Origin of the sequence: Moraxella catarrhalis (genome assembly GCF_001632285.1) — a bacterium.
Taxonomy (GTDB): Bacteria; Pseudomonadota; Gammaproteobacteria; order Pseudomonadales; family Moraxellaceae; genus Moraxella; species Moraxella catarrhalis.
The window spans coordinates 67,882-94,719 of the sequence record NZ_LWAH01000014.1; the positions used below are offsets into that span (position 1 = coordinate 67,882).

Below are 26,838 nucleotides of genomic sequence, written 5' to 3' on the forward strand. Positions count from 1 at the left end.
GGGTTTTTCTATTGTATCACATGTTATCAGTAACTACCATTTATTAGCTTGCAAGCCCAAGATAATGACAGTAAAATTGACAGTAAAATAATTTTTTACCCTTATTTTTTTACTGTTTACTAGCAAGATCACAAAAATTGGTCAGGATTTTTTACTGTTATGGCAAGAAAAACCAAACCTCTTACCGCTACCCAAATCGACAAAGCCAAATACAGTGCAGGCAAAAATAACCGTTATTATGATGGTGATGGCTTGTATTTAGCGATCAGTCCAAAGGGGCTGAAGTCTTGGCGTGTGGAATATAAGCTAAATGACAAGGCAAATACTTATACGCTAGGGCGATATCCTGCCTTATCATTGATTGATGCCAGACAAAAACGCAAAGAAATACAGGCTTTAATTGCTAAGGGTATAGATCCCAAACAGTTTTATGATCAAGCCAAGCAAGAAAAACAAGCCTTACAAACTTTTGGTGATTTTATTACTGTTTATCTTGCCAAACGACAAGGCGAGATTAAGCCCGCCACCTATAAAGAAGAGGTATCAAAATTAAATCGTGATGTGTTGCCCATGATTGGTGATAAGCCACTAATTGAACTTACCAAAAAGGACATTAGAGCCATTGCCGAGCGTATCGAAAGCAGAAAGCATAATGATGGTTTACCACCAAGAGAGCTTACAAGGCGTACCATTGACTTGGTTAATCGTGTGCTTAAAGCTGCCGTTAATGATAATTTGATCGCTGAAGTGGTATCAGCCAACCTAAAGGATGATTATCCCAAGGGCGTAACACACCATTATAAGCATGTAGATATTTTTACCTTGCCACGCCTGCTAAATGATATTGATGGCTATCATGGTAACGAGCAAACCAAGCTAGCTATGAAGTTTTTGGCTTATACTTTATGCAGAACCCAAGAAATGCGTTTAATGAGATGGCAGGATATAGATTGGAAAAATAAAATTTGGAATGTGGATATAGTCACGCTTAAGAAAAATAAAAAGCACATTGTGCCACTATCTCATCAGGTGATAGAAATTTTACGCACGCTTGAGATTTTTACGGGTGAATATGACTATGTATTTTATAACAAAAGCAAACAACAACCTTACTCCGAAAACTTTGTTACTAACGCCCTAAAAAATCTTGGCTATGGTGGTATGCAAACGGGGCATGGGTTTAGGCACATTGGTAGTACGCATTTAAACGAGCTTGGCTATTCTAGTGATGCCATTGAACTACAATTACACCATGAAGTAAAACAGGGCATTAAAGGGGTATATGACCATTCTAAGCATTTAGATAAACGATTTGAGATCATGCAAGGATGGGCAGACTTTTTGGACTTGGTAAAAGATGGCAAATTTGAAACTTACAAACAGGCACGCACCCAATTAGATGGCGATAGAAAAAAATTGTATGACTTGGGTTTGACAGATGAGCAGATAAACGCAGTATTGGCGTTTAAAATATAAAAACCTAAAAAAGGGGAAAGTGGGAAAGTAACCCACGCAAAGCCTTTAATACCAATGCTTTTCAAGCTTTCCCCCTGCTAGGAAAGTAGGGGAAAGTAGGGAAAGTTAGCCCAACACCTTTTAAAATCCGCTACATTTTGACAGGCTGATTTGTAGATTAGATCGTTTTAGATTGACAAAATCTAATTAGACAACGACAATCTAACGCCATCTAATGCCTTTGGGCAGCCCTTTGACCTTGTTATACTTGATAAAAGCCCTTATAATGTAACTACAAATAATCATTACTTAGGGGATCATCATGCCAACCATACACACCAAGCCAATCATGGCGGGTAATTCTCAAGCGGTAAGATTGCCCAAAGAGTTTGCCTATCCTGCCAACACCCCATTAATTCTTAGTAAAGAAAATGGCGTGATCACTATTAGACCAGTCACCACCTTAGGTGAAGTGCCACAGATTTTTAAAGCCTTGGGCGATAAGATGAGTGATGAATTTGAACGCATGGATTTAGATGATGTGGAGCGTGACTGGTGAAATATCTGCTTGATACCAATATTTGTATTTATCTTTTAAAACACCAGCCAAAAAGCGTGCTAGATCGTTTTGCCAGTTGTCATGTGGGCGAAGTTGCCATTAGTGCGATCACATGGGCGGAGCTATTAAGAGGCTTGGATAAGTACGAGCCTAAAGCAGAGTTTGAGCGTTTGCGTGGCTTACTTCAGGTACTGCCGTTTGATGAAAAATCTGCCGTATGTTTTGGTGAATATATGAAAACCGCCAACCACAAAGCCAGTTTTGACACGCTGATTGCTTGCCATGCCAAAGCTCACCAATTAACCCTAGTAACCAACAATACCAAAGATTTTGAGCGGTATGGGGTAAGCTTGGAGAATTGGGTGCAGGCGTGAGCCATGTAAATACTCTCATTCACAGTTTAAGTCTGAACTACCATTTTAATAACAGGTACGATAAAGGCAAAATTTATGGATATTCCAAGTAAAAAACAAGTACAAAAGGCAGGTAAAGCCCTAGCCAAAAACGCCCAAGGACAAGAATTTATAGATAGCATGGCGATACTATCTAAATGGCGTTCATTACACACCTACCCTATTAATACTTTTAAAGCCTTGCTAAGAAACAGAGTGAAAAAATTAGGCTTTAAAAGCCCCATTATTGCACAACGCCTAAAACGCACACCATCTATCATCACCAAATTACAACGCTTTCCCAATATGGATTTGTCAAGAATGCAGGACATCGGGGGGCTTAGAGTGGTGTTAGGCAATGTTGATGATGTGTATAGACTGCATCAATCATTGATAAACGGTAGACACCAGCACACCCCGTTAGTGCCACCAGCGGACTATATCGCCACACCCAAAGATGATGGCTACCGTAGTTTACACCAAGTATTTAAATATCACAGCCACGACAACCCCCAATTAAACGGCTTATTTATTGAATTACAGATACGCACCAAAAAACAGCACGCATGGGCAACCGCCGTTGAAACATTGGGCATATTAGAAAAGTCATCATTTAAGACAGGGCAAGGCACAGATGAGTTTAAACGCTTTTTTAAATTGGCTAGTGCTTTGTTTGCCTATGATGAAAAACAACCCATATTAAAAGAACTGGCAGGCGTGGACATTCACACCATTGCTAAAGAGCTAAAAGATATTGAACAAGCGTTACAAATATTTAGCAAATTAAAAGGGCTAATCATTACCGCTAAACACATTGAAAGCAGTAATGATAATGGCGAATATCATTTAATGGAGCTAGACAGCGAAAAACACACAGTAAATCTACTGGCGTTTAATCAAAAGCAGTTGGCACTGGCAGAAATGTTCTACAAAGCCCGTGAGATGGAAACCAAAGACATACCGCATATTGAAGTAGTGCTAATATCAGCAGGTAATTTAAAGCAAGTCAAAAAAGCTTATCCAAACTACTTTTTAGATACCCAAGACTTTATTAAGAGCCTAACCAAGATTTGCGATAAGCTAAATGAACAGCAGATTGCAGACATAAAAAAATTGAATTAATCTTTTTAGCAGGCTAGGAGTAGCTACCGAACAGCGGTTATTTTTCATACCTTAGACCGCCACGCCTGCTATCTTTTATTGGTAAGGTATGAATAAGGTATGAGAGATGGGACTTTTGCCAAACTATGACCAATTTAACCAATGTGAACACTTAATTAATCACTTTTCAGCATTAACAATTTTGGAAAGCGCATTAATTTGGTGTGGTGTTGCTAAAGAACATATACCAAATTTCATCAAGGATTGCAGACCAAAGGGCGATAGCGGTGTAGCTAGCACAATATACCAACACCCTTATATTTCTTGTGTAGAACCAAGATGCAGGGTATTGAATGAAGCATTTGAGAATAATTTATTAAAGATGGGGCGTGATGGCGGTAAAGGTCATTATATAAAGGATATAGGGCATATTGCCTACCCAAGACGAACAATCATGATTAATGACTTAAAGGAGTATATCCAAGAGCATCACCCTAACGATATGCCAAAAACTTTGTTTTCATCTGTGGAAATTAACAAAGTACAGCCAATCAGCCATGAAAATTATTTATCATTAACCGCCAAACTAGACGCATTGACAGTAGAAAATGAAAGATTGCAACAGTCGTTAATGCGAGCAGAACAAAACAATAAAGAACAAAAAGCTAAAGATGAGCGTATCGCTGAACTTGAACGCCAACTTAATGAGCGTAGCACGCCTGCTGATATGGAGCTAACAGGTACAAGCAAAAAAGCGGTAACCAAGCTTTTATATGCCTTATTACTTGAACATAATTACAGCATAGATGGCACAACCAAAGGGGCAATAACACCTTGGAAAACCTTACTACAAGGTACAACGTACCAATCACAAGGGAAACAATCGCCAAATGGCTAAACGAGATTAACACCTTGCATCACGACAAAAACAAATAATTTGGGGCTATTTAGCCCCTTTTTTTGGGCTATTTAGCCTTATTCCAACCCCTACCTACCCCTTATCATACCCCCAAGCACCGCATGACAGTATAGCGGATAATTTTAACCAACTTGGGAGTAAGACCATGACAGAACCTACACTACCTACTCAAGGCATGAGCCGAGCCAAAGACATTTTACCGCTTTTGCCTTTTAGCAAATCGACCCTTTGGCGAAAAGTCAAAAGTGGCAAGTTCCCCCAGCCCGTCCGATTTGGTACAAATTGCACTGCTTGGCGAAACCAAGATATCCACGCTTGGCTTACTGATCCAATTGCATGGGAGCAAAACCAATGACCCAAAACCAACAAATCCTAGATTATTTGATGGCAGGCAATACGATTACGCCACTGGAGGCTTTAGAGCGGTTTGGGTGTTTTTCGTTAGCGGCTAGGGTGTACGAGCTTAAAAATACGCATGGCAAGCCAATTCAATCCAAACTGATTGAGCTACCCAATGGCAAGCGGTGTGCTCAATATTGGCTAGATCGTGACTATATCACCAGCCTTAAAGACCAAATCAGCATGAAAAACACCGCTAAGACGGTTCGCCCAATACGCCATAAAAATTGCCCCATCATCAGATGACAGGGCAAAACTTACTAGCAAGGATATTATAACATGATTAAACAACAAAGATACCATCATGAATTATCATCGATTGCCTTAATTGGCAATTTGTGGCAAAATACCCATACTACTAAACGAAAAGCGGTAAAGCCAAGCCGTCATCCTTTGGCTATTTTTACGCCTACTGTTAGCGATAACAGTGCCACAGGTGTAAATATATCGTCATTACAAGATACGGACAGTATCACCAGTTATGGCGGGTTGATAGGGGTAAATACAAGACCGAAAGGAAATAGCCCCAGCCGTCTTTTCGCGGTAGTTGAAACCTGCCACCCTTTATCATGGGTGGTAAAGCTAACTAAACGAAAAGGAAACCCACAAATGAACCATCTGCTATTTACCCTTACCAGATTATCCCCAGCCCAATCTTTTGCCATTGGTGTTGTCATGGCGTTTTCTATCATTGGCGTTATTTCCACTGCCATTGTGATTGTGCTTGCTATTGCAGGGGGTGCACTATGAAACAAGATAAATTAATCAGCGCACTATCCAACATTGAAAGTGCAAAATCGATCATGGAAGATTTAAATAATATCTTTGGGATTTTGCGTGAGGCTGATCCCAAAGAAATAGAGCGCATCAGATCGCTAACCTTTGTTATGTGGAAAGAGCTAGAAACTGCTTGCCAATATCTAAATGATGGCTACAAAGTGCTAGATGATGAATATTCCAAGGGGGCGTTTAGATGAAAAAATATCACGAGCTAAACAGCCAAGAACAAATCGCCCCACAAGTAAATTATGGGATTGAGTGCCAAGCGTTAGGCATTTATCGAATGTTTGATGACAAATCAGATGCCCAAGTCTTTGCCGAGCAATTACAAATAGATTATCCGCACCATGACATTTTAAGAGTGAAAGGATATTTTTTTACTTGGGGTGATGAATGAAAATTGATATTTATGCACTATTGAATGATTTATCACGCCTGCCACCTGATGCCATCCCACTAGAGATCTACAAAGGTGATAAATGGCGTGTTATCAATGCCGAGCTAAACGGTAGATTATACAACCAAACGCCTTGCCTGCTGATGCACGATGCCAAAGGCAGGCTTGCCAATGCGTTTATTTATGATCATGCCTATCATCACACTTTGAGCGCTTGGGATAATCATGCCGTCATCATTGGCGATCTACATTCTGCTACCAGCTATCATGTTATCGCAGGCGTGGACGATGGCGAGGTCATCTATCGCCATATTCTGATGCAGGGTGAAAATCCTTGCATCATCGCCTTGCCTGATAAATTTGCCGACAAATTACCCTTATTGGCGATCGCCTTTGGTCACTACCAACCAATGAAAGTGTATTGTACAGCGGATAAAAAAGATGATCTGATTGACCAATTGGTCAATAAAATTAATGCCAATATTTACGCATCGATCAGCAGACCAAGCCAGACGCCTAACGCCTTACTTGATGCCGATTTTTTCAGCGTGGCGAGCGTTAGCCTCATTCAATGGAGAACGCCCATACCGCTAGAGCCTGCCAAATCTTATGATAATCCCTATCCTGTAGAGGCGTTTGGCGAGCCTTTGAGTGATGTGGTCAAGATGTTGGCGTATTACACTCAAACGCCTTTATCATGGGCAGGTATGGCAGTTTTGGGCGTATTATCCACCATCGGACAATCTAGGGTAAATGCACCATTGGGCAACACCTATAAGCCAAGTAGTTTATTTTTATTAACCGAGGGCGAAAGCGGAGGCGGTAAATCCAAACTACAAGATTTGGCATATCATGCCGTCGATCAGCACATAAAAAATGCTCAAAAAGCATATCGCGACGAGCTAAACCAATGGCAAGCAGAATTAGCCAGTATCAAGCCTAAAGATCGTGCAACATGGCTAATGGAAAATCCAGAACCCAACGATCCTGATTTTATCTTAGATGATGCCACCATTGAGCCAGCTTTAGATAGGTTTGTGATGGGAGAGCTTAATAATTTGGTATGGCGAACCGATGAGGCGGCGAAGTTTTTTGGTGGTCATACCATGAAATCAGATACCGCAGGCAGTGCGATGGGCAATATCACAAGCCTATACAGTGGCGGAGCGGTCAGACGCAAACGCTCAATACATAGCAAAAACGCCATAAAGGGCGTGGCGTATGACTGTAGATTAACATTCTGCCTAAGTGGTCAGCGTGTAATCCTTGAACCAGTATTGAAAGATCGTTTAATGGCAGAACAAGGATTATTAGCACGCTTTTTATTCACTGCCGAGCCGTCCTTAGTGGGCTTTCGTGATTGGAGCAGTAAAGATAGGCTAAGCCAAGATGAATATACCGACAGCGTATTAAAAGGCTATTGGACAAGATGTGGCTACTTGATGCAGGATTTATTACCCTCAGGGCATAATCCATTTACTGATGGCGAGCTACCCACTGATGACAAGGGGCGGTTTAATATGCCCTTTGCTGATGGTGCAAAACAACACTTAGCCAATTTTCAGCAGTCCATAGAATGTAAGATACTAGGCGAGCTAAAGACTGCTAAAGAAGTGGCAAACCGTATGGCAGAGAACGCCAGCCGAATTGCCACCTTGCTTGCCTTTTATGATGGTGCTACCAAGCTAAGTAGTCAATACTTGGACGGTGCATTTAAACTGGTGTGGCACTCCGTCAGAGAATTTATAAACTATGGCAAAGATGATGAAAAGTCAGATGCTCAAACTGTGCTTGAATGGTTTGCCGACAAATATATACCCAAGCATCAAATGAGCTACATACTTTATGCCGATATGCAAAGCGCCATCACGCCCAAAAAGTTAAGGAAAAAAGAAATCTTGGAGAACGCCACCGATAGCTTGGAAAGTCATTATTATATCGTCGTACAAGGACAGCCAAAGACGGTATTTTTTAACCCCATCTTACTGCCTTAGCTGATGTGCCAAATTGGGGATGGTTTGATACTTTCCCCAGTTTCCCCTACTTTCCCAATAGGGGGAAAACTTGCAAAGCCTTATATACCAAAGCTTATCGCCTGCCACTTTCCCACTTTCCCCAAAATCACTGTTTTTTATTTTATTTTTAAATTTCGATTGGTAAAAAGATAGATTTACTCATATTTAAATACATATATGTATATACAACTACAGTTATATATAATAGTCAGGAAATACGACAGCTTACGACTTTTGTGACCAGTATCGTAAGAGAATAAAACAACCCTATGAAAGATGGTACAATATAACAAATTGCTTAATGATTTAGATTATGCCAAAACTTGCCCTACAATCAAGCCTAGATGATTTACCCAAGCTTAAAATCAGTGATTATCAAAAACAAACCCGCTTAAGATTAGCCACCACAGCGTGTAATTATGGCGGTTACCGTAAATGGTTTGTCTGTAAGTGTGGCAGGCGTGCAAGTGTATTTTATTTTAGCCGTTATTGGCAGTGTAGGCATTGTGTGGGGCTACAGCTAAGTTACTGGGATTGGATAAACCAAAGCCACATGATCCAAATCAAAATTCTGTAGATTTGATGGCGGATTTGATGAAAGCGTTATCCCAGTAATGAAACAACCAACTAAAAAGCATGGCTAGGGGCGGGTAAAAAGTTTGGAAAGATTGTCTTGTAGCACCGCCCCCTTATCCAAATTTTTACGACCGCAAAATTAAAAGTTTTGGGCAGTATCAAGAAAAGGTAAAAAAGGGGCAAAAATGGCGATTTTTAGGGGTGACTTTGGATAATAACGGTAAAATTGACAGTAAAAAAATTTACTAAAAAAAGGAATTGTTTAAAATCAATAACTTATACTTAGGGTTTGTAGTTCTCCGTCACCGCCAAACTCTGAAAATCCTATATCGCTTATTACCGATGTGGGATTTTTTTTATGAGCTTATGGGGGTTGTCTTAGCTGAATATGTTAAATAGTTATTTGAATAAATCTAAATTATTTGGATGAATTCACCAAATCAATGCAAGATATTTGCATTAAATTGCCAGAAATTCCCAAGCACGGCGTCATGACAAGGTGTTTTAGCAACTCCAAAAACTCATCTCTTGGCATCAAATTTGCCCCAAGGTGTCTTAAATGCGGATTTTCAAGTTGGCAATCTATGAGCTGTATGCCGTATTGATTTGCCCAGTGCATCAATGCCCAAAAGGCAATTTTTGAGGCATCGTTACGCCTGTGAAACATACTTTCTCCACAAAATATCGAACCAAAACTCACGCCGTATAAACCTCCGATCAGCTCGCTGTCATATGGCATGCCTGCCCAAACTTCTATACTTACCGCCGCACCAATTTTAAATAGCTGTCGATACGCCAAAACCATATTATCATGAATCCAAGTCTGAAAGGTATCACGGCGAGGCGCACGACACGCATTTATCACTGCCTCAAAATCAGCATTGGTGGTGATGGTCCAAGGCTGCTTTTTGGCTGTGCGTATCAGTGATTTACTGGGATAAAAGTCATTTGGTGTAATGACGCAGCGTATCTCTGGCGACCACCAGCAGATTGGCTCGTCTTCATCAAACCAAGGAAAGGCACCAGAACGATAAGCGTGTAATAGTGTTGACACTGTCAAATCGCCCCCTGCACCCAAAAAACCATGTGTACGCAGCTTGTCTGCTGGTGGGCGAAAATCATACAAGCAGGCATCAGCCAGTTTATGCAGATTGCTTAGTGTGTTTGAATTATCGATATGATTCATGATGAAATGATACAAACTTTATGAGAATTGTATGTTGAAAAAAGCCGCTCAAGATTGAGCGACTTTAGAAATATGATCAGCGAATATTATGCCACATTACGCTCATAAACAGGCAATTTGTTACAAATTTGGGAAATCTTTTCACGCGTTGCTGCTAAGACTGCTTCATCACCTCGTGCGTCTAAAACATCACAAATCCAGCCAGCCAATTCACGAACCTCAGCTTCACCAAAGCCACGCGTGGTAACGGCAGGCGTACCAATGCGGATACCACTTGTTACAAATGGTGATTTTGGGTCATTTGGCACAGAATTTTTGTTCACAGTAATGTGAGCATCGCCAAGCCATTTGTCCGCCTCTTTACCAGTGATGCCTTGTTTGATTAAGCTGATAAGCATCAGATGGTTTTTGGTGCCACCAGAGACAATTTCATAGCCACGACTTTGGATAACCTCTGCCATCGCTTTGGCATTGATAATGACTTGCTTTTGATAGCTCTGAAAATCATCACTCATTGCCTCTTTAAAGCAAACAGCTTTAGCGGCGATAGCATGCATCAGCGGACCGCCTTGACTACCTGGAAAAACAGCAGATGCCAATTTTTTCTCAATCTCTTCATTGGCTTTGGCTAAAATTAAACCAGAGCGTGGACCACGCAGTGTCTTATGAGTGGTTGTGGTGGTGACATCGGCAATTTGTACAGGGCTTGGGTAAATGCCAGTTGCCACAAGACCTGCAACATGTGCCATATCCGCCATCAAATATGCGCCTACCTCATCGGCAATGTCACGGAACTTTTGCCAGTCAATGATTTGGCTGTATGCTGAAAAACCTGCAATGATCATTTTGGGCTTATGCTCACGGGCTAGGCGGGCGACTTCTTCATAATCAATCAAGCCAGTTTCGGTGTCCAATCCATATTGAACCGCATGATAATTGCGTCCTGAAAAATTGACAGATGCCCCATGGGTTAGGTGACCACCATGTGCTAAGCTCATACCAAGTACAGTGTCATTTGGCTCAAGTAATGCCAGAAATACCGCACTGTTGGCACTTGAACCTGAATGTGGTTGTACATTGACATAATCAGCACCAAACAGTTCTTTGGCACGGTCAATGGCAATTTGCTCGATGGCATCAACATGCTCACAACCACCATAGTAGCGTTTTTTTGGATAACCTTCGGCGTATTTATTGGTTAAGGTTGAGCCTTGGGCTTGCATGACAGCAGGTGAGCAGTAATTTTCTGATGCGATAAGCTCAATATGATCTTCTTGGCGTTTGGTTTCGGCATCAATTTGTGTTGCCAATTCTGGGTCGTATTGATGTAGCGAAATTTCTTTAAACATGAATTTTCCTTGTTTGGTGGGAGAATAAAAAGTCAAGATTAGTTTAGCATACTTGCCCAATATTCACTAGGGCGGTGCCTATTTTTCATTGATTACACAAAATAACTGAATTTTATCTTGACGGTATCTGTGCTGTCATTGGTCAAAAGATGCTTGAAAAGCTGCCAAAAATAGCTCATCAATCAAGATTTTACGCCCATTGATATCATAAACTGTTTGCCGACCAATTTGACCATCATACCGATAAAAATGACGCTTAATTGGCAGTTGTTGCCTTTTTTTGAACAAAACATATCCGATGGGCGTTGCACCCAGTGCTTTTAGGCGTGCTAATGAACCTGTCAGTGATGACAAAGGAAAAATACTTTTGGCAAGCACCCAAGCGTCCGCATCACCGTATAACTTGACACTGCGTACCCAAGCCATTTGTGGGCGATTTAGGGGCAGTCCCAGTTGTGATTTTTGGGCAAAGGTGAGTGGCTGATAGCCTTGATGGATGATTTCAACCTTTAGGGGTTTTTTTGAGTGTGCTTCTAATCGTGCCGTTAACGACCCTTGAGTAAATACAAAATCGGCAAGTTTTGGAGGCAGGTGGTCTAATATCTCATCCATTGGCATGAAATCATCATCTATTGGCGGTACAAGTGTACAATTTTAGCATAAAAATAGCCAAGAAAGACAAATTTAGCAAGCTTTATTGGGTGGATTATCAAGAATATCTTATGATGATAATTTATAAAATGTGATAGATAACTTAAAAAATCTGATATAAATCAAGACATAGCAACCATATAATTTTATTTATTTGAAAATTTAATGATAATTTTATATCCATTTATTTTAAAAATGGTGAACATTGGTCAAGGCTATTGGATTAATCGCATTATTTTGGGTATGCTGTATATAACAGCTAGATGACAGGTAACTTTAATAGGTAACTTTAGTTAACCCTAAAATCACCCATTCATCAGCGACTAGGCACATAATGTGCTATCTTGTCATAAGACATTTATTGAGTTGTCAAATTAAAAGGAGTTAGTAATGACCTACCAATCAGCCCTAGAACATGTTCGCTCTGTTAAAGCCAAATTAGGTAATTATTGGGACGCCATCCGCCCAGAAGATGCCGCTCGTATGGTTGTCCAAAACCGTTTTAAAACAGGTCTTGATATCGCCAAATACACCGCAAGCATCATGCGTCGTGATATGGCAGAGTATGATGCTGATAACTCAAAATACACCCAATCCCTTGGCTGTTGGCATGGATTTATCGCCCAGCAAAAGATGATTGCCAACAAAAAATACTTTGGCACTACCAGCAAACGCTACATCTACCTATCAGGCTGGATGGTTGCTGCATTGCGTTCTGAATTTGGTCCATTGCCTGACCAATCCATGCACGAAAAAACCGCCGTACCAAAACTCATTGAAGAGATTTATACTTTTCTTCGTCAAGCAGATGCCAAAGAGCTAAATGATTTATTCCGTGCCTTGCAACAAGCAGAGCAAGCAGGCGATGAGGCAAAGGTCAAAGAAATTGAAGCGAAAATTGACAACTTTGAAACCCATGTTGTGCCAATCATCGCTGACATTGATGCAGGTTTTGGTAACGAAGAAGCAACCTATTTATTAACCAAACAAATGATTGAAGCGGGTGCTTGTGCCATTCAAATTGAAAATCAGGTGTCAGATGCTAAGCAATGTGGGCATCAAGCGGGTAAAGTGACTGTACCACACGAAGACTTTTTGGCAAAAATTAACGCCGTGCGTTATGCGTTCTTAGAGCTTGGCGTGGATGAGGGCGTGATTGTGGCCCGTACCGACTCAGAGGGTGCTGATTTGACCCAAAAAATCCCAGTCAGCCGTGAAGCGGGCGATTTGGCGAGTAAATACATCAGCTATTTACAGACCACCGAGATTGACATCAGTGAAGCCAAAGAAGATGAAATTCTTATCAAGCGTAACGGCAAGCTACACCGCCCAACTCGTCTGCCATCGGGTCTATATCAATTCCGTGAAGGCACGCAGCATGAGCGTGTGGTGCTAGATTGTGTCACATCGCTACAAAACGGTGCGGACATGATTTGGATTGAGACCCCAACCCCAGATGTGGCGGGCATTGCAAGATTTGTCAATGACATCAAAAAACAAGTACCAGATGCCAAATTGGTGTACAACAATTCACCATCGTTTAACTGGACAATCAACTTCCGCCAACAAGCCTATGACCGCTGGGCGGATGAAGGTCGTGATTTATCAGGCTATGACCGTGATAAGCTCATGGATGCCCAATATGATGACAGTGAGCTTGCTTATGATGCTGATGAAAAAATCCGTACTTTCCAAGCAGATGCTGCCCGTGAAGCTGGCGTATTTCACCATCTCATCACATTACCCACTTATCACACTGCCGCTTTATCTACCCATGAGCTTGCCAAAGGCTACTTTGGCGATGAGGGCATGCTTGCCTATGTCGCTGGTGTGCAGCGTAAAGAGATTCGTGATGGTATCGCTTGCGTGAAACACCAAGCCATGGCAGGCTCTGACATTGGCGATGACCACAAAGAGATTTTCTCAGGTGAAAACGCCCTAAAAGCGGGCGATGCAAGTAAGAACACCATGAACCAATTTGGCGGTTAATACCCATCAAATAAAAAAACGGTGTTTTGCTGTTAAGGCACAACACCGTTTTTATTTAAAATTTCAAGACATTGTTTCAAGAGATTGTTTCAAGGTATTTTGGCATATAAAGTACAGACCATGCCCCAACATCTCAAATCATTTTAAGGATAAAATTATGACCACTCAACGCATCATCAAAGGCTCGCTTGCCATTGACAAGATTTTATTTGATTTTATTGAAAATGAAGCCTTACCTATCGCCAAACTTGACAGTGATACTTATTGGAGAAATTTTGAGCAAGTGGTGCTTGACTTGACCCCAAAAAATAAAGCCTTGCTTGCCCATCGTGAGAAATTGCAAGCCAAGATTGACGATTGGCACAAAAATCATGTTTATGAGCTGGGTGCATATAAGCAATTTTTAAGCGAAATTGGCTATCTTGAACCTGAGGTTGCAGATTTTACCATCACCACCGAAAATGTCGATGAGGAGATTGCCACCATGGCAGGGCCCCAGCTTGTCGTGCCTGTGCGTAATGCCCGCTATTGCCTAAATGCCGCCAATGCCCGTTGGGGGTCGCTTTATGATGCGTTATACGGTTTTGATATCATCGCAGAAACGGACGGTGCTGAAAAAGGTAAGGGCTATAATCCTGTGCGTGGGGCAAAGGTCATCGCATTTGCCAAAAATTTTCTTGATGAAACTTTCCCGCTTGTGGACGGCTCACACGCTGATGTCATATCTTATGCCATAAAAGACGGTCAATTATCTGCCAATATGGGCAAATCTTGGAGCACTTTAACAGAAAATAAAGTGGTAGGCTATAATGGCGTGCCTGACAATCCGAGCGAAATCATATTAAAAAACAACGGCTTACATGTTATCATCCAGATTGACCCACACAGTATCATTGGCAAAGATGACAAAGCAGGGGTTAAGGATATACTGCTAGAATCTGCCGTTACCACCATTCAAGATTTGGAGGACTCTGTGGCGGCGGTAGATGCCGAAGAAAAAGTGGAGGGCTATCGCAACTGGCTGGGTCTTATGAAAGGTGATTTGTCTGAGACCTTAGAAAAAAATGGTAAAACCATCACCCGTACGCTAAATGCTGACCGCACTTATACTGACCTAAATGGCAATACCCAAACTCTGCATGGGCGTTCACTCATGCTACTTCGCAATGTGGGGCATTTGATGACAAATCCTGCCATCTTGGTGGGTGGCGAGGAGATTTTTGAGGGGATGATGGATGCACTTATCACGCCCATGCTCTGTGCCATTGACATTCGTGGTGAAAATACCTTGCGTAACTCTCGTACAGGTTCAATGTATATTGTCAAGCCAAAAATGCACGGTTCACAAGAGGTGGCGTTTGCTGCCGAGCTGTTCTCTTGTGCCGAAAAAGCCATTGGCTTGCCCAAAAATAGCCTAAAAATGGGCATCATGGATGAAGAGCGTAGAACCTCTGCCAACCTAAAAAACTGTATCGCCCAAGCTTATGAGCGGACGATTTTTATTAACACAGGCTTTATGGACAGAACAGGCGATGAGATTCATACCGCCATGCATGCAGGGGCATTTGTGCGTAAGGGTGAGATTAAAGAGCAAATCTGGTTTCATGCCTATGAAAAACGCAATGTCTTAATCGGTCTTAATGCAGGACTGCGTGGTAAGGCTCAAATTGGTAAAGGCATGTGGCCAAAGCCTGATGAGCTTGCCGATATGTATCGCACCAAAATTGAGCATCCACAAGCTGGGGCAAGCTGTGCATGGGTGCCATCGCCAAGCGGGGCGGTGATTCATGCCATTCATTATCACAAATGCAATGTTACAAAACGCCAAGAAGAATTGGCACGCCTTGCCATACCAAGTCTTGATGATTTATTGACCATTGCTCTTGCCACCGATACCAATTGGACAGCAGAACAAAAACGCTGTGAACTTGAAAACAACTGCCAAGGCATCTTAGGTTATGTGGTGCGTTGGGTTGATTTGGGCGTGGGTTGTTCCAAAGTGCCTGATATCAATGATGTGGGACTGATGGAAGACCGTGCCACTTTGCGTATCTCCTCTCAGCATGTCGCCAACTGGCTGGTTCACGGTATCGTAACCGCCGATGAGGTGTGGGGTGCCCTAAGACGCATGGCAAAAGTTGTTGATGAACAAAACGCATCCGACCCCATCTATCGCCCAATGTCATCTGATTTTGATAACAACATTGCCTTTCAAACCGCCGCCGAGCTTATCTTTAAAGGAGCGACCGAACCATCTGGCTATACCGAGCCGCTATTACATAGGGCAAGATTAAAACTAAAAGGTTATCAAGGCGACTGATGATTAATCCATTCATCCGACTAAAACCGCTTTTCATGCAGTCGTGAAAAGCGGTTTGGTATTTGAATGGCGTTAAATATTAATACGCTTAATATTATTTAAGACTATCTGTCAATTACCAAATAAATGAGCATTTGAAATGATGGATATCTTTTTTTGACCAAACAAAAATAGGCACTAAAAACTGGGTGATTTTGCGTATGTTCAATAAAAAATATCGCTCTGATGTTGATGCGTTTTAAGCATTTGAAACCAAAATATAAAAAAAGCACCATGTAGATTCATGGTGCTTTTTTTGTGCAAATATTTGATGTGGATTAATTGTTGGCTGAATCATCTGCTGATTTAGCAGGAGAAGACTCAGAAGGCTCCACAGGCTTAGATAACTTACGCACTTCTACCTTGGTTGGTTTTTTGCTTGGCTTTCTAGGTGCTCTTGTTTTGGCTGGTTTGGACACTTTGGCAGGTTTAGTTGCCATCAGATTTAAAATACCAACCTGAGGTTGTAGCTGACCTGCGACATTTTCAATCATATCTTTATAGCTATTTGCCTTGGTCTTGCGTTCGGTTTTTTGGTCAGCGGTGATCTCTTTGATTTGGCTGACTTTTTTGTCTTTACCACTTTCAGGTTTCACTTGGTTATGAGTATCCAAATCTGCCATTTTAGCAGTATCATCAGCCGCTTCTGATACGACGGTTGAGATATCAGCCATTGTCTTACTGACGGTGTCGCCAATGCTATCAGAGATTTGCTCTGCAGCCAGCGTTGTAGCATCAATGGCATCATTGGTTTGATGTTCAACCGCATCATCAGCTTTGCTAAGTTGGCTGTTATCTGAGTCGGATGAAGAATCGGTCACTGTCTTTGATTCCTTATGCTTGGTGTCGGCTGGTGTGACAGCATGATCAAAAGTATCAGGACTGGCTTGATTAGAATGCTGAGCAATTGTTTTGCTGACCTGATCATTGTTAGGGCTGGTTGCTTCAATATACTCAGGATGCTGACCACGAGGGTCATTGGCAGCACGGCGTGTGATTGGGCGTGGTATAGCCTCGGTTCTGCCCTGTGGCGCTGATGCTTGAGCGGTCGCTTGAGTTAGTTTACCAAACTCATTTTTTGTGGCTGTATCCAGCGGTGAATAACCAAAGTTGGCAAAATCAAACTGTGCAGGCGTGGACATTTTTGTCATTGCAGTGATAAAATCATTCACAAAATTACCTGTCGCCGATTTACCTAAGACACGCAAGATGAGCGCCCCTGCTGTTATTGCATTGAGATTGATAGCCTGTGTCTGCTGAAGGGCGATTTGTACCACTCTAGGGTCGTTGGTAGCCTTATTCATAGATTTGGCAAGTGTCTGAATTTTTTCAGCCAGTTTGGGCTCAACCCCTGTCGTAGCAGAGACCGTATGTAATGCACTCATCTCACCTGATTCATCTGATTGTGTGATCGGCTCAGCTTCGTGCTTGGGTTTGGTAGGTATCGGCTCTTTTGGTGCTTTTATTGCCTGATTGGAATTTGCTTTAGGTGCAATTTTGGCATCATCTTTGGCACTTGATGTTTCGTCTTTTGTTGGTTTTGTAGACTTACTGCCATCCAATGAAAGATGGATGACTTGCGTATTATTTTCAGCCGCTTTAATGCTGCTCACATGTAGCACCACTTCTTTAGGATTGGCCGCTTTTTGATGTGGTAGCTTTTCGGTTTTTTCAGATTTGGGCTTATCGGCACGAATGGGCTTATCAGCTTTATCCGCTTTTTCTGCTTTTTCTTCGGTTTTATGAAGTGTCTCACCACGCACAATCTCACCACGAGATTCTCGGCGAGAGCCTGCTTCACGCTTTGGATACTGTTCTTTGTCGCGTTCTTTTTTGGTTTTTTTGTCTGTCTTTTCAGAGGGTTGGGCTTGGGCGGCGGTCTCTTCGCCGGATTCTTTTTTGGCATTTCGAGATTTTTTGTGGCGTTTATCTTCTGCTTGGGGGCGTGGGGTTGGCTCAGCTGATGGTGCTTGGATATTTGCCATACGGCCTGCTGCACCTAGGCTTACCGCACCGCCATTTACCAGTGCTTCAATCGCTAAAGCGGCATCTGCTGTACCTAAACTGCCAGCAACTTTCGCTTGTGGTTTTGGTGCAAATAAGTTTGACAACCATGCAACCGCTTGAGGTTCTGGTTTGGTTGGCTTGGGTTCTGAATCGGTCGTATTTTTTTTGATGGGCTTATTGTCAGGTTTTTGCCAACGGTTTGAGTCTGATTTTTCGTGGTCTGTTTGCCAATTCACCTCATAACCACGGTCGATATTTTCTTTTTCTTCGGTGTCAGCAATGCGTTCATAGCTTGACGGAGCAAATCCATCAGGATTAAAGTGTAGGCTAAAATTTGGGCTTTCAAGATGTGCATGTGGTAAAATGGTGATTCGTGCACCGCTGTCTTGCTCTAAATAAACCAAACTTTCTCGTTTTTCATTTAATAAAAATGCCGCAATATCGGTTGGGACTTCAGCTTGAATTTCGCCCATGCGTTCTTTGAGAGCAATTTGTTCAATTTGTCGCATGATAGATAGCGATAAAGAACGCAAATCTCGAATCATGCCATTACCGTGGCACCGAGGGCAAATATAGCCTGTAGATTCCTCAAGAGAAGGACGCAAGCGTTGTCGGCTCATCTGCATCAGTCCAAATTTACTAATCTCAGAAAACTGAACACGGGCACGGTCATGGCGTGTTGCTTCGATGAGGCGTTTTTCGACATCTTTTTGGTGGCGTGGGTCGTTCATATCAATAAAATCAATGACAATCAAACCACCCATATCACGCAAACGCAACTGGCGAGCAATCTCATCGGCAGCTTCTAAATTGGTATGATAGGCGGTTTCGGCGACATCTGAGCCCTTGGTGGATTTTGATGAATTGATATCAATAGCAACCAAAGCTTCAGTTTGGTCAATGACAATAGAACCACCAGAAGGTAGGCGTACTTCACGCTGATAGGCGGTTTCGATTTGACGCTCAATACCAAAACGGGCAAACATTGGCTCATAATCGGTGTATTTACGCAGTTTGCTAAGCTGGGTCGGCATGACAGCTTTGATGAAATTGGCAGCTTCATCATAAGCATTTTCACTGTCAATCCAAACCTCGCCAATGTCATCACGCAAATAGTCACGGACCGCACGAGTTACCACGCCCGCTTCTTGATGTACCAAGCAAGGGCTTGGGCGTTTTTTATTTTGTTCTTGGATGGATTTCCAAATATCTAAAAGATGGTCAAGGTCATTTTGTAAATCATCAGCCCCTTTACCAAGTCCTGCTGTGCGAACAATCACGCTCATATTTTTTGGTAGGTTTAGCCCTGCGATGATTTGTTTCATTTCTTCACGGACTTTACCTGAGATTTGACGGCTGATGCCACCTGCTTTGGGGTTGTTTGGCATCAAGACCAAATATCTGCCCGCCAGTGAAATAAAGCTGGATAAGGCAGCGCCTTTATTGCCACGCTCTTCTTTTTCAACTTGGACGATGATTTCATCACCTTCTTTGATGAGCTGCTTAATGCTGTCTTCATGAGTATTGCCGTTTAGGTATTCAGGGGCGATTTCTCGGAGTGGTAAAAAACCTTGGCGTGCTGAGCCATATTCAACAAATGCAGCTTCCAAAGAAGGCTCTACACGAGTGATATGACCCTTATAAATATTGGCTTTTTTTTGTTCACGAGTACGATTTTCTAGGTCAAAGTCGTATAAATGGTTATCTTTGCACAGTGCAACACGAATTTCTTCACTATGTGTGGCGTTAATTAAGATGCGTTTCATGATGTTCCTTATGGGCAAAATGCCTAGGCTAAGCAACATCGGTATCAAGTTTACGAAGATTTATCAATCAAGCTTGGTTTTCTTTGGGCTTGATGGGTTAAGTTGTCACAGATTTATCCGTCTTGGCATTGTTGATGTCTGTTGTTTGTCTAAAATGATACCAATCTGAATGATACTTATCTTTTAGACAAGATTGGATAAATAAAAATCGCTTGCACCGATTTTAAAAACTCAATGTTCTTTGGGCTTTGTTGGGGATTGTTTTGCAAAAGCAGAGTTTGTCTTGTGCTTTTGAACCAACAGTTCCCAAAATTACGCCACCACGGATTGGTGGTTGGCAAAATCTTGTACGGTATCAATACCGAAGTTGCATCGCAACAATAGTAGGCAAAAGTTTAAAAATTTGCTTGGTCAATGTTGTTTGGTCGTTGCATAGAAAATGGCATCAAAAATGGCAAAATCTTGTTTTAGCAAAAATTCATCCGTATTGAGATGGTATTTTTGCTGATATGGCTGATATCAGAGCATGTTTGATGCTTGATGAAAGCCTCAAGAATAAATGTAAGCTTACCATCAAAGTTTTATCATTAAAACTTAATTTAGGTGATGAAAACACACGAATGTACTTAGTGGTACATTGTATAGATAACTTTCAATTGATACATTCTTAGATGACAAAGTCATCGCAAATTTGCCACAATTTTTGCCAAAATGAATATCGGATAAATCTTTGTCAAAATAAAAATTATCCTAAAATTTCGTTGCAACATGATAAACTATACCAAAACTTTTGCCAAACGCCTACTAAAAAATGTCAAAACAATGAAAAATTTACAAAAAACTTCAAAAAAACAGCCTTTTCCCATCGATTTGAGCAAAAAATCTAAAAGAGCCAAGCAATCTGTGCAACAATCTGCCGATTTTGCTATTACAGATTTTAGCCGAGTGAATTTTTTGACGGTGACGAATAATCAAGATGGTCAGCGAGTGGATAACTTTTTATTGGCAAGGCTTAAAGGTCTACCTCGCTCACATCTTTATAAACTGATTCGCAGTGATGAGATTCGTATTAATGGCAAACGGTGCAAGGCACACGATAAGCTGTATATGGGCGATGTGGTGCGTGTTGCGCCCATTCGCTTGAGCGTGCGTGAAGCACCAATTATCAGTGAAGAGCTTGCCAAAGGACTGCTTGAGCGTATTATTTTTGAAGATGATGGATTGATTGTATTAAATAAACCACATGGTATGGCAGTGCATGGCGGTTCAGGTGAGAGCTTTGGCATCATTGAGGCGATGCGTTTGGCTATGGGTAAAAAATACCTTGAGCTAATTCATCGGATTGATAAAGACACCTCAGGGCTGCTACTGATTGCCAAAAAACGCAGCACCCTAAAAATCCTTCAAGAGCAATTTCGCAAAAAAACGATACAGAAGCGGTATTTATGCTTGGTGATGGGTCATGTTCAGGCTGATGAAATGGTTATTGATGTGCCGTTACTGCGTTATACATTGGCTAATGGGGAACGCCGTGTCAAAGTTGCCCATTTAAACGAGCAAAAGGCTGGTGAATATGCCAAAGCAAGCCTAACCAAAATCAAAACTTTATTACGATTTAAAAAAGATGGTTGTCCTGTCAGTTTGGTACTTGCCATGCCTGCCACGGGACGCACACATCAGATTCGGGTGCATATGGCACACATTGGGCATGCACTGCTTGGTGATGATAAATATCAAAACAATCCTTTAGCACCCAAAGTTGGGCGTTTGTGCTTACACGCTTGGCAGTTGGGTATGACGAATGATGATGGACACACTGTCACACGCCCACAAAATTTTGTTGCACCCGTGGCAGATGATATGGCACAGTTGTTGCCAAAAACGGCAGAGTGGTTACCCAAAACAGTATCAAATTGACATAAAGCCCAGCCAAGCATTTGTAAAGCTTAGCAAAACCGATGGATAAAAGCCGCCATCTGTCGTAAAATAACCCCATTTATCAAAAATGTTATCCAAGGATTTGCCATGCAATCAGCCATTTTAGATGATGACCATCGCCACCAACAAATTGCCAACGCCATCCATGCTGCTGCCATCAGTCGTGATGAGTTGCTTGGTGCGATTGATTTGGGTTCAAACAGTTTTCACTTGGCAATTGGACGCTTAGATCATGGCGAGGTGCGAAAAGTTGCTTCCATTTCCGAAAAAGTCCAGTTGGCAGCAGGTTTGGATGATAATAATCAGTTGTCCAAAGAGGTGATGCAACGGGGTATTGAGTGTTTGCATCGATTTGCTCAGCATATCACCGAGGTGCAGCCAAGTCGACTGCGTATTGTTGCTACCAATGCCCTTCGTAAAGCGGTCAATGCGGCCGAATTTATACAGTATGCCAATGAGATTTTACCAAAGCCGATTGAGATTATCTCAGGTCGTGAGGAAGCTCGTTTGATTTATTTGGGTGTTTCGCATTCTAATGCCAGTACGGATAAACGCCTTGTGATTGATATTGGCGGTGGTTCAACAGAGTTTATCATCGGACAAGGATTTGAGCCAATCGAGATGGAATCTTTGCAAATGGGCTGTGTATCTTATACCAAAAAATTTTTTGGTGATGGTAAAATCACCGAGCGTGCCTTTGATAAAGCTGCCAAGCACACACGCTCTGAGCTTTTGACGATTGCAAAACGCTATCAAAAAGTTGGTTGGGATAATGCGATTGGCTCATCAGGTACGATTAAAGCTGCGAGGCTGGTCTTAGCGGAGCTTGGATTTGGCGGTGAGAGCATCACAATCCAAAGTATGCAAAAGCTAAAAAAGCATCTGATTAAGCTTGGCAGTGTTGATAAGATTGATTTTGATGGTGTTAAAGCACATCGCCAAGCTGTTTTTCCTGCAGGTGTGGCACAGCTGCTTGAGATTATGCAAACTTTAAAGATTGATGAACTTGGCTATTCAGATGGGGCACTCAGAGAGGGGGTGATGTATGATATGCTGGGTCGGCTAAATTCAGAAGATGTGCGTGATCGTTCAGTAGCAGCAATGGCACAGCGGTATTCGGTGGATACCAAACAAGCAGGGCGGGTGATGGCACGCGCTGCCAGATTATTTCATCATGTGAAAGAGGCGTTGGGTTTAGATGATGAAGATGCTGATTTATTACGCCGCACAGCCAATTTATATGAAATTGGTTTGGCAGTTGGGCATAGCAATTATCAGCGTCATAGTGCATATTTGCTTGAGTATTCAGATATTGCAGGGTTTTCCCAAGTGGGTCAAGCCATGATGGCCCAAATCGCACGACATCACCGCCGCAAACTAAAAGCCGATGCACGAGAGACCGTTGAAAACTTAGGTGGGTGTAAATTGGTGTATCTGTGCTTAATTTTGCGATTGGCAGCTCAATCTAGCCAAAGTCGCACCACCAAGGCAGCCACCCTTGACTTATATAGTGTCACACCAGATCATTGGCAGGTAACCGTCGGTGAGGGGCTACATAAAGAGTTAATCATCACACAGTTAGAACAAGATGTGGCACAATTTGCCAAATGGGGTGTGCGATTAGAGGTGGCTGGCTGAGGCACCTTGAATTATAAATCAATGAAAGCTGATTTGATGAAAAATCACAAATTTCAGATAAAACAGATGACGAGACCTAAAAAAAGTGCTAAACTAAATATCAGTTTACATTTGTACAGTTTATTGAGTATCCTATGAGTCAAGTTTGGCAAAGCGTACAGTTAGCACGACATGCAAAGCGACCATTATTCTTAGATTATGTCGATTCATTATTTGATGAGTTTGATGAATTGCATGGAGATCGAGCGTTTGCTGATGATCGTGCTATTATTGGTGGGTTGGCAAGATTTAATGGTCAGCCTGTACTTGTTGTTGGTCAACATCGTGGCCGTAGCACTCGTGAGCGTATTGCCCATAATTTTGGTATGGCAAACCCTGAAGGCTACCGTAAAATCATTCGTTTGGTACAGTTGGCGGAGCGTTTTGGTTTGCCTGTGTTTACTTTTATCGATACTCAAGGTGCGTATCCTGGTGTTGGTGCCGAAGAGCGGGGTCAAGCTGAGGCAATCGCCAAAAGTATCGCAGTATTTTCCAGTCTAAAAACGCCAATCATTGCGACAGTGATCGGCGAGGGTGGTTCAGGCGGTGCGCTTGCCATTGGTGTGGCAGATCGGGTTAATATGCTTGAAAATAGCATTTATTCGGTCATCTCTCCAGAAGGGTGTGCATCTATCTTATGGAAGACGGCTGAAAAAGCATCCGATGCGTCAGAAGCACTCAAGCTCAATGCAACCAATTTGTATCAATTGCAGCTGATTGATGAGATTGTCAGTGAAGGTGTGGGCGCGCATGAAGCACCTGAACCTGTCATGGCAGCACTAAAAAACCTATTGACAGTACAATTGGCAGAATTACACGCATTGCCAATTGATGAGCTGCTTGAACAGCGGTATCAGCGTTTGATGCAGTTTAATTCAAAAGTATCACTATAAATTTAAAGTTATTATTATAACTATCATAAATATAAACATCATAACAAACAAGGAGTAAGCCGCTCCTTGTTTTTTATTGGATTTGGTGAAGCTTATGACTGATGATATTTTGACAAGCTTATCGAGTGCTTTTGATGAATTGGCATTGCCTGCTCATGCTAAGCTATATCTTGCTTGTAGTGGCGGTAGGGATTCCTTGGCTTTGGCTTATGCATGTTTCTTATTATATAGACAAGGTAAAATAATAAGGCTGCCCACCATATTACATGTACATCATGGTTGGCAGGCGGCAAATGATGCTTGGATGCAATTGGTTCATCGCTGGGCGATTGAGCATGGATTTGATTGTCAAATTTTACGGATAACTTTGGCAAAAAATAGTGAGACGCATGCCCGTGATGCACGCTATCAAGCCTTTGGCCTGGTCATGAACCAAGGTGATGTACTGATGCTTGCTCACCATGCAAATGACCAAGCCGAAACAGTACTGATGCGGCTGGTTTCGGGTGCAGGGCTGCAAGGACTGTCAGGTATGAAAGTTTGGCAAGCCAAAACTGTGCATACAGACGAGGCAGCCAAAACCATCACCTTGTGGCGACCTTGGCTTAAGATATCTAGAAATCAGATCAGTCAATTTGCAAAAGCCCATGCACTGCCTTATGTGGATGATATCACCAATACCGATCCTGCTTATGCTCGTGGACGCATTCGCCAAGACATTTTACCGCATCTTTTGACGCTCAATCCTAAGGCGGTTGAGAATATCGTTCGGTCAGCTGGCCTGCTATCAATGGCATCCACCATGGTGGATCAGCAAGTGGAGACTTTGCTGACATCTTTGGATCATCCTGCCAGCCAAATGCCTTATCAGCAAGTGCTTGGCATTAAAGACTTTCTTAATTTATCAAAATCCGAGCAAGCCTTAGTACTGCACCGCTGGTTGCAGGCAGATGAAGCACTGCCCCCAAGCCATCAGTTGACCCAGCAGGTTATTGAGATGATTTGCCGACAGGATAATGATCACAGTAGCCAGCTTGTGTGGCAAGCTGAACAGGCGGCTTATGTGATGTGCTGTTATGATGACTGTTTATATCGTTATCGTGCGGATATTTGGGCATTGTTTGGTACATCAGGGCATACCAAACCAAGTAGCCAAGGCTGGATTTTGTCTGATGATGGCCGTTGTCAACTTATCTTGATGGCTAAAATTGATGATATCCAAAAAATCACCAAAACCGATACGATAAACATTGGTAAACATAGATATAAAGGCAAAAAATTGGCTCAAAAATTACGCATACCATTTTGGCTAAGAGACAGCTTATGGAAAATTAATCATCAAGGTCATCCATATTTGATTGCACCGATGATGGTGTGGGATTTGAGCAGTGGTCAGCGTTTGGATAGTTTTGCACCAATAGGGCGAATGGTGTACAATGCACCTGATTAATCCTTGAAATTAACCCTTAGCTGAGTTATTTCACTGATGTATTGAAGATAAAACGGTACTGGTGGTTTTTATTGGTATGATTGTAAGATAAAATCACTCAGCCCTAAAAAATTACGGAGAAAACTTATGACAGATTTTAGTATGCTTAATGGTAAAACCATCAGTTTCATTGGTGGCGGCAATATGGCACATGCGATTATTGATGGTCTTTTGCAAGCAAAAAATCAGCATAATTTGGCATTGACATTGTGCGTCTCAGACAGCGATGACGATAAACAAGCCAAATTTCGTGATAAAGGGTTGATAGCAACCAATCCTGATAATGCCCATCAGATTATCGAGGGTGCTGATGTTGTGGTTTTGGCAGTCAAGCCACAAATTATGCATCAAGTTGCTGGCAGTATAGCACCTTATTTGCAGCAACAAACCGTTTTATCCATCGCAGCGGGGCTGTCGATTCAGGCGTTATCACATATGCTGGGTGGCTACGATAAAATCGTACGCTGTATGCCAAACCTACCTGCCAGTAAGGGCTTTGGTGCATCTGGACTTTATGCTTTTGATGTGAGTGATGAGGTGCGTTTAATGACCCAAAATATCATGCAAGCTTCAGGTAAGGTGTCTTGGGTGGAAGATGAATCCTTGTTACATGCCGTAACAGCAGTGGCAGGTTCAGCACCCGCTTACTTTTTTTATGTGCTTGAAAATATGATTGCCAAGGCGGTAGAAATGGGGTTATCACCAGAAGATGCACATACTTTGGCAGTACAAAGTATGCGGGGGGCAGCAGCATTGGCCGAAGAAAATAACCCTGCCGTTTTGCGTGAGCAGGTAACTTCTAAGGGGGGTACGACCGCTGCTGCACTTGATAGCTTATATCATGATAATGTGGGCGATGCTTTTGCCCGTGCTATGCAGGCATGTAGTGACCGCAGCTTTGAGCTTGGGCAAACATTCAGCCAAGCGGACTAAACCGTCGT

Annotated in this window: 22 protein-coding genes; 18 read left to right on the forward strand and 4 right to left on the reverse strand. The window is 42.2% G+C overall.

The window, feature by feature from the left end:
- Window positions 1-159 precede the first annotated feature (159 nt).
- From A4U55_RS05530 to A4U55_RS05580, 11 genes are all read left to right on the forward strand, one after another.
- A complete protein-coding gene (locus A4U55_RS05530) occupies window positions 160-1,476 on the forward strand; it encodes a tyrosine-type recombinase/integrase (protein WP_042510459.1) in 1,317 nt (438 codons plus the stop codon).
- A 301-nt stretch (window positions 1,477-1,777) separates the two neighbouring features.
- Complete coding sequence (locus tag A4U55_RS05535) at window positions 1,778-2,014, forward strand: antitoxin (RefSeq protein ID WP_003657054.1); 237 nt, start codon at window positions 1,778-1,780, stop codon at window positions 2,012-2,014.
- Window positions 2,011-2,388: a type II toxin-antitoxin system VapC family toxin gene (locus A4U55_RS05540; RefSeq protein ID WP_003657052.1), complete on the forward strand. Its 378-nt coding sequence runs from the start codon at window positions 2,011-2,013 to the stop codon at window positions 2,386-2,388. The genes A4U55_RS05535 and A4U55_RS05540 overlap by 4 nt, the downstream gene beginning before the upstream one ends.
- A gap of 75 nt (window positions 2,389-2,463) precedes the next feature.
- Window positions 2,464-3,528: a GTP pyrophosphokinase gene (locus tag A4U55_RS05545; RefSeq protein ID WP_003657050.1), complete on the forward strand. Its 1,065-nt coding sequence runs from the start codon at window positions 2,464-2,466 to the stop codon at window positions 3,526-3,528.
- Between the two features lie 328 nt (window positions 3,529-3,856).
- Complete coding sequence (locus tag A4U55_RS05550; protein ID WP_227513432.1) at window positions 3,857-4,405, forward strand: hypothetical protein; 549 nt, start codon at window positions 3,857-3,859, stop codon at window positions 4,403-4,405.
- Window positions 4,406-4,571: 166 nt separating this feature from the next.
- Window positions 4,572-4,781, forward strand: a complete 210-nt coding sequence (locus A4U55_RS05555; protein WP_003670252.1) for a helix-turn-helix transcriptional regulator — start codon at window positions 4,572-4,574, stop codon at window positions 4,779-4,781.
- Window positions 4,778-5,071, forward strand: coding sequence for a helix-turn-helix domain-containing protein (locus A4U55_RS05560; RefSeq protein ID WP_042510457.1), 294 nt, complete (start codon window positions 4,778-4,780; stop codon window positions 5,069-5,071). Before A4U55_RS05555 ends, A4U55_RS05560 begins: the two co-directional genes overlap by 4 nt.
- A gap of 33 nt (window positions 5,072-5,104) precedes the next feature.
- On the forward strand, window positions 5,105-5,575 hold the full coding sequence (locus A4U55_RS05565) for a hypothetical protein (protein WP_042510456.1): 471 nt from the start codon (window positions 5,105-5,107) through the stop codon (window positions 5,573-5,575).
- On the forward strand, window positions 5,572-5,802 hold the full coding sequence (locus A4U55_RS05570) for a hypothetical protein (RefSeq protein ID WP_003657042.1): 231 nt from the start codon (window positions 5,572-5,574) through the stop codon (window positions 5,800-5,802). The genes A4U55_RS05565 and A4U55_RS05570 overlap by 4 nt, the downstream gene beginning before the upstream one ends.
- Window positions 5,799-6,002, forward strand: coding sequence for a hypothetical protein (locus A4U55_RS05575; protein ID WP_003670243.1), 204 nt, complete (start codon window positions 5,799-5,801; stop codon window positions 6,000-6,002). Before A4U55_RS05570 ends, A4U55_RS05575 begins: the two co-directional genes overlap by 4 nt.
- Window positions 5,999-7,996 (forward strand): DUF3987 domain-containing protein, encoded by a 1,998-nt coding sequence (locus A4U55_RS05580; RefSeq protein ID WP_003670241.1) that lies wholly within the window; start codon window positions 5,999-6,001, stop codon window positions 7,994-7,996. Before A4U55_RS05575 ends, A4U55_RS05580 begins: the two co-directional genes overlap by 4 nt.
- Window positions 7,997-9,011: 1,015 nt before the next feature.
- Here the strand turns inward: A4U55_RS05580 and aat are convergent.
- From aat to A4U55_RS05600, 3 genes are all read right to left on the reverse strand, one after another.
- Entirely contained in the window at window positions 9,012-9,779 is a 768-nt protein-coding gene (gene aat, locus A4U55_RS05590; protein WP_063454112.1) for a leucyl/phenylalanyl-tRNA--protein transferase, read from the reverse strand.
- Window positions 9,780-9,865: 86 nt separating this feature from the next.
- On the reverse strand, window positions 9,866-11,128 hold the full coding sequence (gene glyA, locus A4U55_RS05595) for a serine hydroxymethyltransferase (RefSeq protein ID WP_049148588.1): 1,263 nt from the start codon (window positions 11,126-11,128) through the stop codon (window positions 9,866-9,868).
- A gap of 135 nt (window positions 11,129-11,263) precedes the next feature.
- Window positions 11,264-11,746 (reverse strand): chorismate--pyruvate lyase family protein, encoded by a 483-nt coding sequence (locus tag A4U55_RS05600; RefSeq protein WP_003657036.1) that lies wholly within the window; start codon window positions 11,744-11,746, stop codon window positions 11,264-11,266.
- 423 nt (window positions 11,747-12,169) lie between these two features.
- On the opposite strand from A4U55_RS05600, the gene A4U55_RS05605 reads away from it, so the two are divergent.
- Both A4U55_RS05605 and A4U55_RS05610 read left to right on the forward strand, forming a co-directional pair.
- Window positions 12,170-13,768: an isocitrate lyase gene (locus A4U55_RS05605; protein ID WP_003670238.1), complete on the forward strand. Its 1,599-nt coding sequence runs from the start codon at window positions 12,170-12,172 to the stop codon at window positions 13,766-13,768.
- A 157-nt stretch (window positions 13,769-13,925) separates the two neighbouring features.
- Window positions 13,926-16,088, forward strand: coding sequence for a malate synthase G (locus A4U55_RS05610; protein WP_063454113.1), 2,163 nt, complete (start codon window positions 13,926-13,928; stop codon window positions 16,086-16,088).
- Between the two features lie 317 nt (window positions 16,089-16,405).
- Here A4U55_RS05610 and A4U55_RS05615 read toward each other — a convergent pair whose 3' ends face one another.
- Complete coding sequence (locus tag A4U55_RS05615) at window positions 16,406-19,900, reverse strand: Rne/Rng family ribonuclease (protein WP_063454114.1); 3,495 nt, start codon at window positions 19,898-19,900, stop codon at window positions 16,406-16,408.
- Window positions 19,901-20,668: 768 nt separating this feature from the next.
- Here A4U55_RS05615 and A4U55_RS05620 point away from each other — a divergent pair.
- From A4U55_RS05620 to proC, 5 genes are all read left to right on the forward strand, one after another.
- The gene (locus tag A4U55_RS05620; protein WP_003657033.1) at window positions 20,669-21,817 is read left to right on the forward strand and encodes an RluA family pseudouridine synthase; all 1,149 of its coding nucleotides are present in this window, start codon (window positions 20,669-20,671) and stop codon (window positions 21,815-21,817) included.
- Window positions 21,818-21,925: 108 nt separating this feature from the next.
- Window positions 21,926-23,476 (forward strand): exopolyphosphatase, encoded by a 1,551-nt coding sequence (ppx, locus tag A4U55_RS05625; protein ID WP_003660952.1) that lies wholly within the window; start codon window positions 21,926-21,928, stop codon window positions 23,474-23,476.
- Between the two features lie 134 nt (window positions 23,477-23,610).
- On the forward strand, window positions 23,611-24,408 hold the full coding sequence (locus tag A4U55_RS05630) for an acetyl-CoA carboxylase carboxyltransferase subunit alpha (protein ID WP_003657031.1): 798 nt from the start codon (window positions 23,611-23,613) through the stop codon (window positions 24,406-24,408).
- Between the two features lie 94 nt (window positions 24,409-24,502).
- Complete coding sequence (gene tilS, locus A4U55_RS05635) at window positions 24,503-25,858, forward strand: tRNA lysidine(34) synthetase TilS (protein ID WP_063454115.1); 1,356 nt, start codon at window positions 24,503-24,505, stop codon at window positions 25,856-25,858.
- 126 nt (window positions 25,859-25,984) lie between these two features.
- Window positions 25,985-26,830 carry a pyrroline-5-carboxylate reductase gene (gene proC / locus A4U55_RS05640; RefSeq protein ID WP_003658648.1) on the forward strand — a complete coding sequence of 282 codons (846 nt, stop codon included), beginning with the start codon at window positions 25,985-25,987 and terminating at the stop codon, window positions 26,828-26,830.
- Window positions 26,831-26,838 lie beyond the last annotated feature (8 nt).

Excerpts from the sequence above, each read along its gene's own strand:
- A4U55_RS05530 (WP_042510459.1), top strand. The coding sequence starts at position 160 with ATGGCAAGAAAAACCAAACCTCTTACCGCTACCCAAATCGACAAAGCC.
- A4U55_RS05535 (WP_003657054.1), top strand. The coding sequence starts at position 1,778 with ATGCCAACCATACACACCAAGCCAATCATGGCGGGTAATTCTCAAGCG.
- A4U55_RS05545 (WP_003657050.1), top strand. The coding sequence starts at position 2,464 with ATGGATATTCCAAGTAAAAAACAAGTACAAAAGGCAGGTAAAGCCCTA.
- A4U55_RS05555 (WP_003670252.1), top strand. The coding sequence starts at position 4,572 with ATGACAGAACCTACACTACCTACTCAAGGCATGAGCCGAGCCAAAGAC.
- A4U55_RS05560 (WP_042510457.1), top strand. The coding sequence starts at position 4,778 with ATGACCCAAAACCAACAAATCCTAGATTATTTGATGGCAGGCAATACG.
- A4U55_RS05565 (WP_042510456.1), top strand. The coding sequence starts at position 5,105 with ATGATTAAACAACAAAGATACCATCATGAATTATCATCGATTGCCTTA.
- A4U55_RS05570 (WP_003657042.1), top strand. The coding sequence starts at position 5,572 with ATGAAACAAGATAAATTAATCAGCGCACTATCCAACATTGAAAGTGCA.
- A4U55_RS05575 (WP_003670243.1), top strand. The coding sequence starts at position 5,799 with ATGAAAAAATATCACGAGCTAAACAGCCAAGAACAAATCGCCCCACAA.
- A4U55_RS05580 (WP_003670241.1), top strand. The coding sequence starts at position 5,999 with ATGAAAATTGATATTTATGCACTATTGAATGATTTATCACGCCTGCCA.
- aat (WP_063454112.1), bottom strand. The coding sequence starts at position 9,779 with ATGAATCATATCGATAATTCAAACACACTAAGCAATCTGCATAAACTG.
- glyA (WP_049148588.1), bottom strand. The coding sequence starts at position 11,128 with ATGTTTAAAGAAATTTCGCTACATCAATACGACCCAGAATTGGCAACA.
- A4U55_RS05600 (WP_003657036.1), bottom strand. The coding sequence starts at position 11,746 with ATGCCAATGGATGAGATATTAGACCACCTGCCTCCAAAACTTGCCGAT.
- A4U55_RS05605 (WP_003670238.1), top strand. The coding sequence starts at position 12,170 with ATGACCTACCAATCAGCCCTAGAACATGTTCGCTCTGTTAAAGCCAAA.
- A4U55_RS05610 (WP_063454113.1), top strand. The coding sequence starts at position 13,926 with ATGACCACTCAACGCATCATCAAAGGCTCGCTTGCCATTGACAAGATT.
- A4U55_RS05615 (WP_063454114.1), bottom strand. The coding sequence starts at position 19,900 with ATGAAACGCATCTTAATTAACGCCACACATAGTGAAGAAATTCGTGTT.
- A4U55_RS05620 (WP_003657033.1), top strand. The coding sequence starts at position 20,669 with ATGATAAACTATACCAAAACTTTTGCCAAACGCCTACTAAAAAATGTC.
- ppx (WP_003660952.1), top strand. The coding sequence starts at position 21,926 with ATGCAATCAGCCATTTTAGATGATGACCATCGCCACCAACAAATTGCC.
- A4U55_RS05630 (WP_003657031.1), top strand. The coding sequence starts at position 23,611 with ATGAGTCAAGTTTGGCAAAGCGTACAGTTAGCACGACATGCAAAGCGA.
- tilS (WP_063454115.1), top strand. The coding sequence starts at position 24,503 with ATGACTGATGATATTTTGACAAGCTTATCGAGTGCTTTTGATGAATTG.
- proC (WP_003658648.1), top strand. The coding sequence starts at position 25,985 with ATGACAGATTTTAGTATGCTTAATGGTAAAACCATCAGTTTCATTGGT.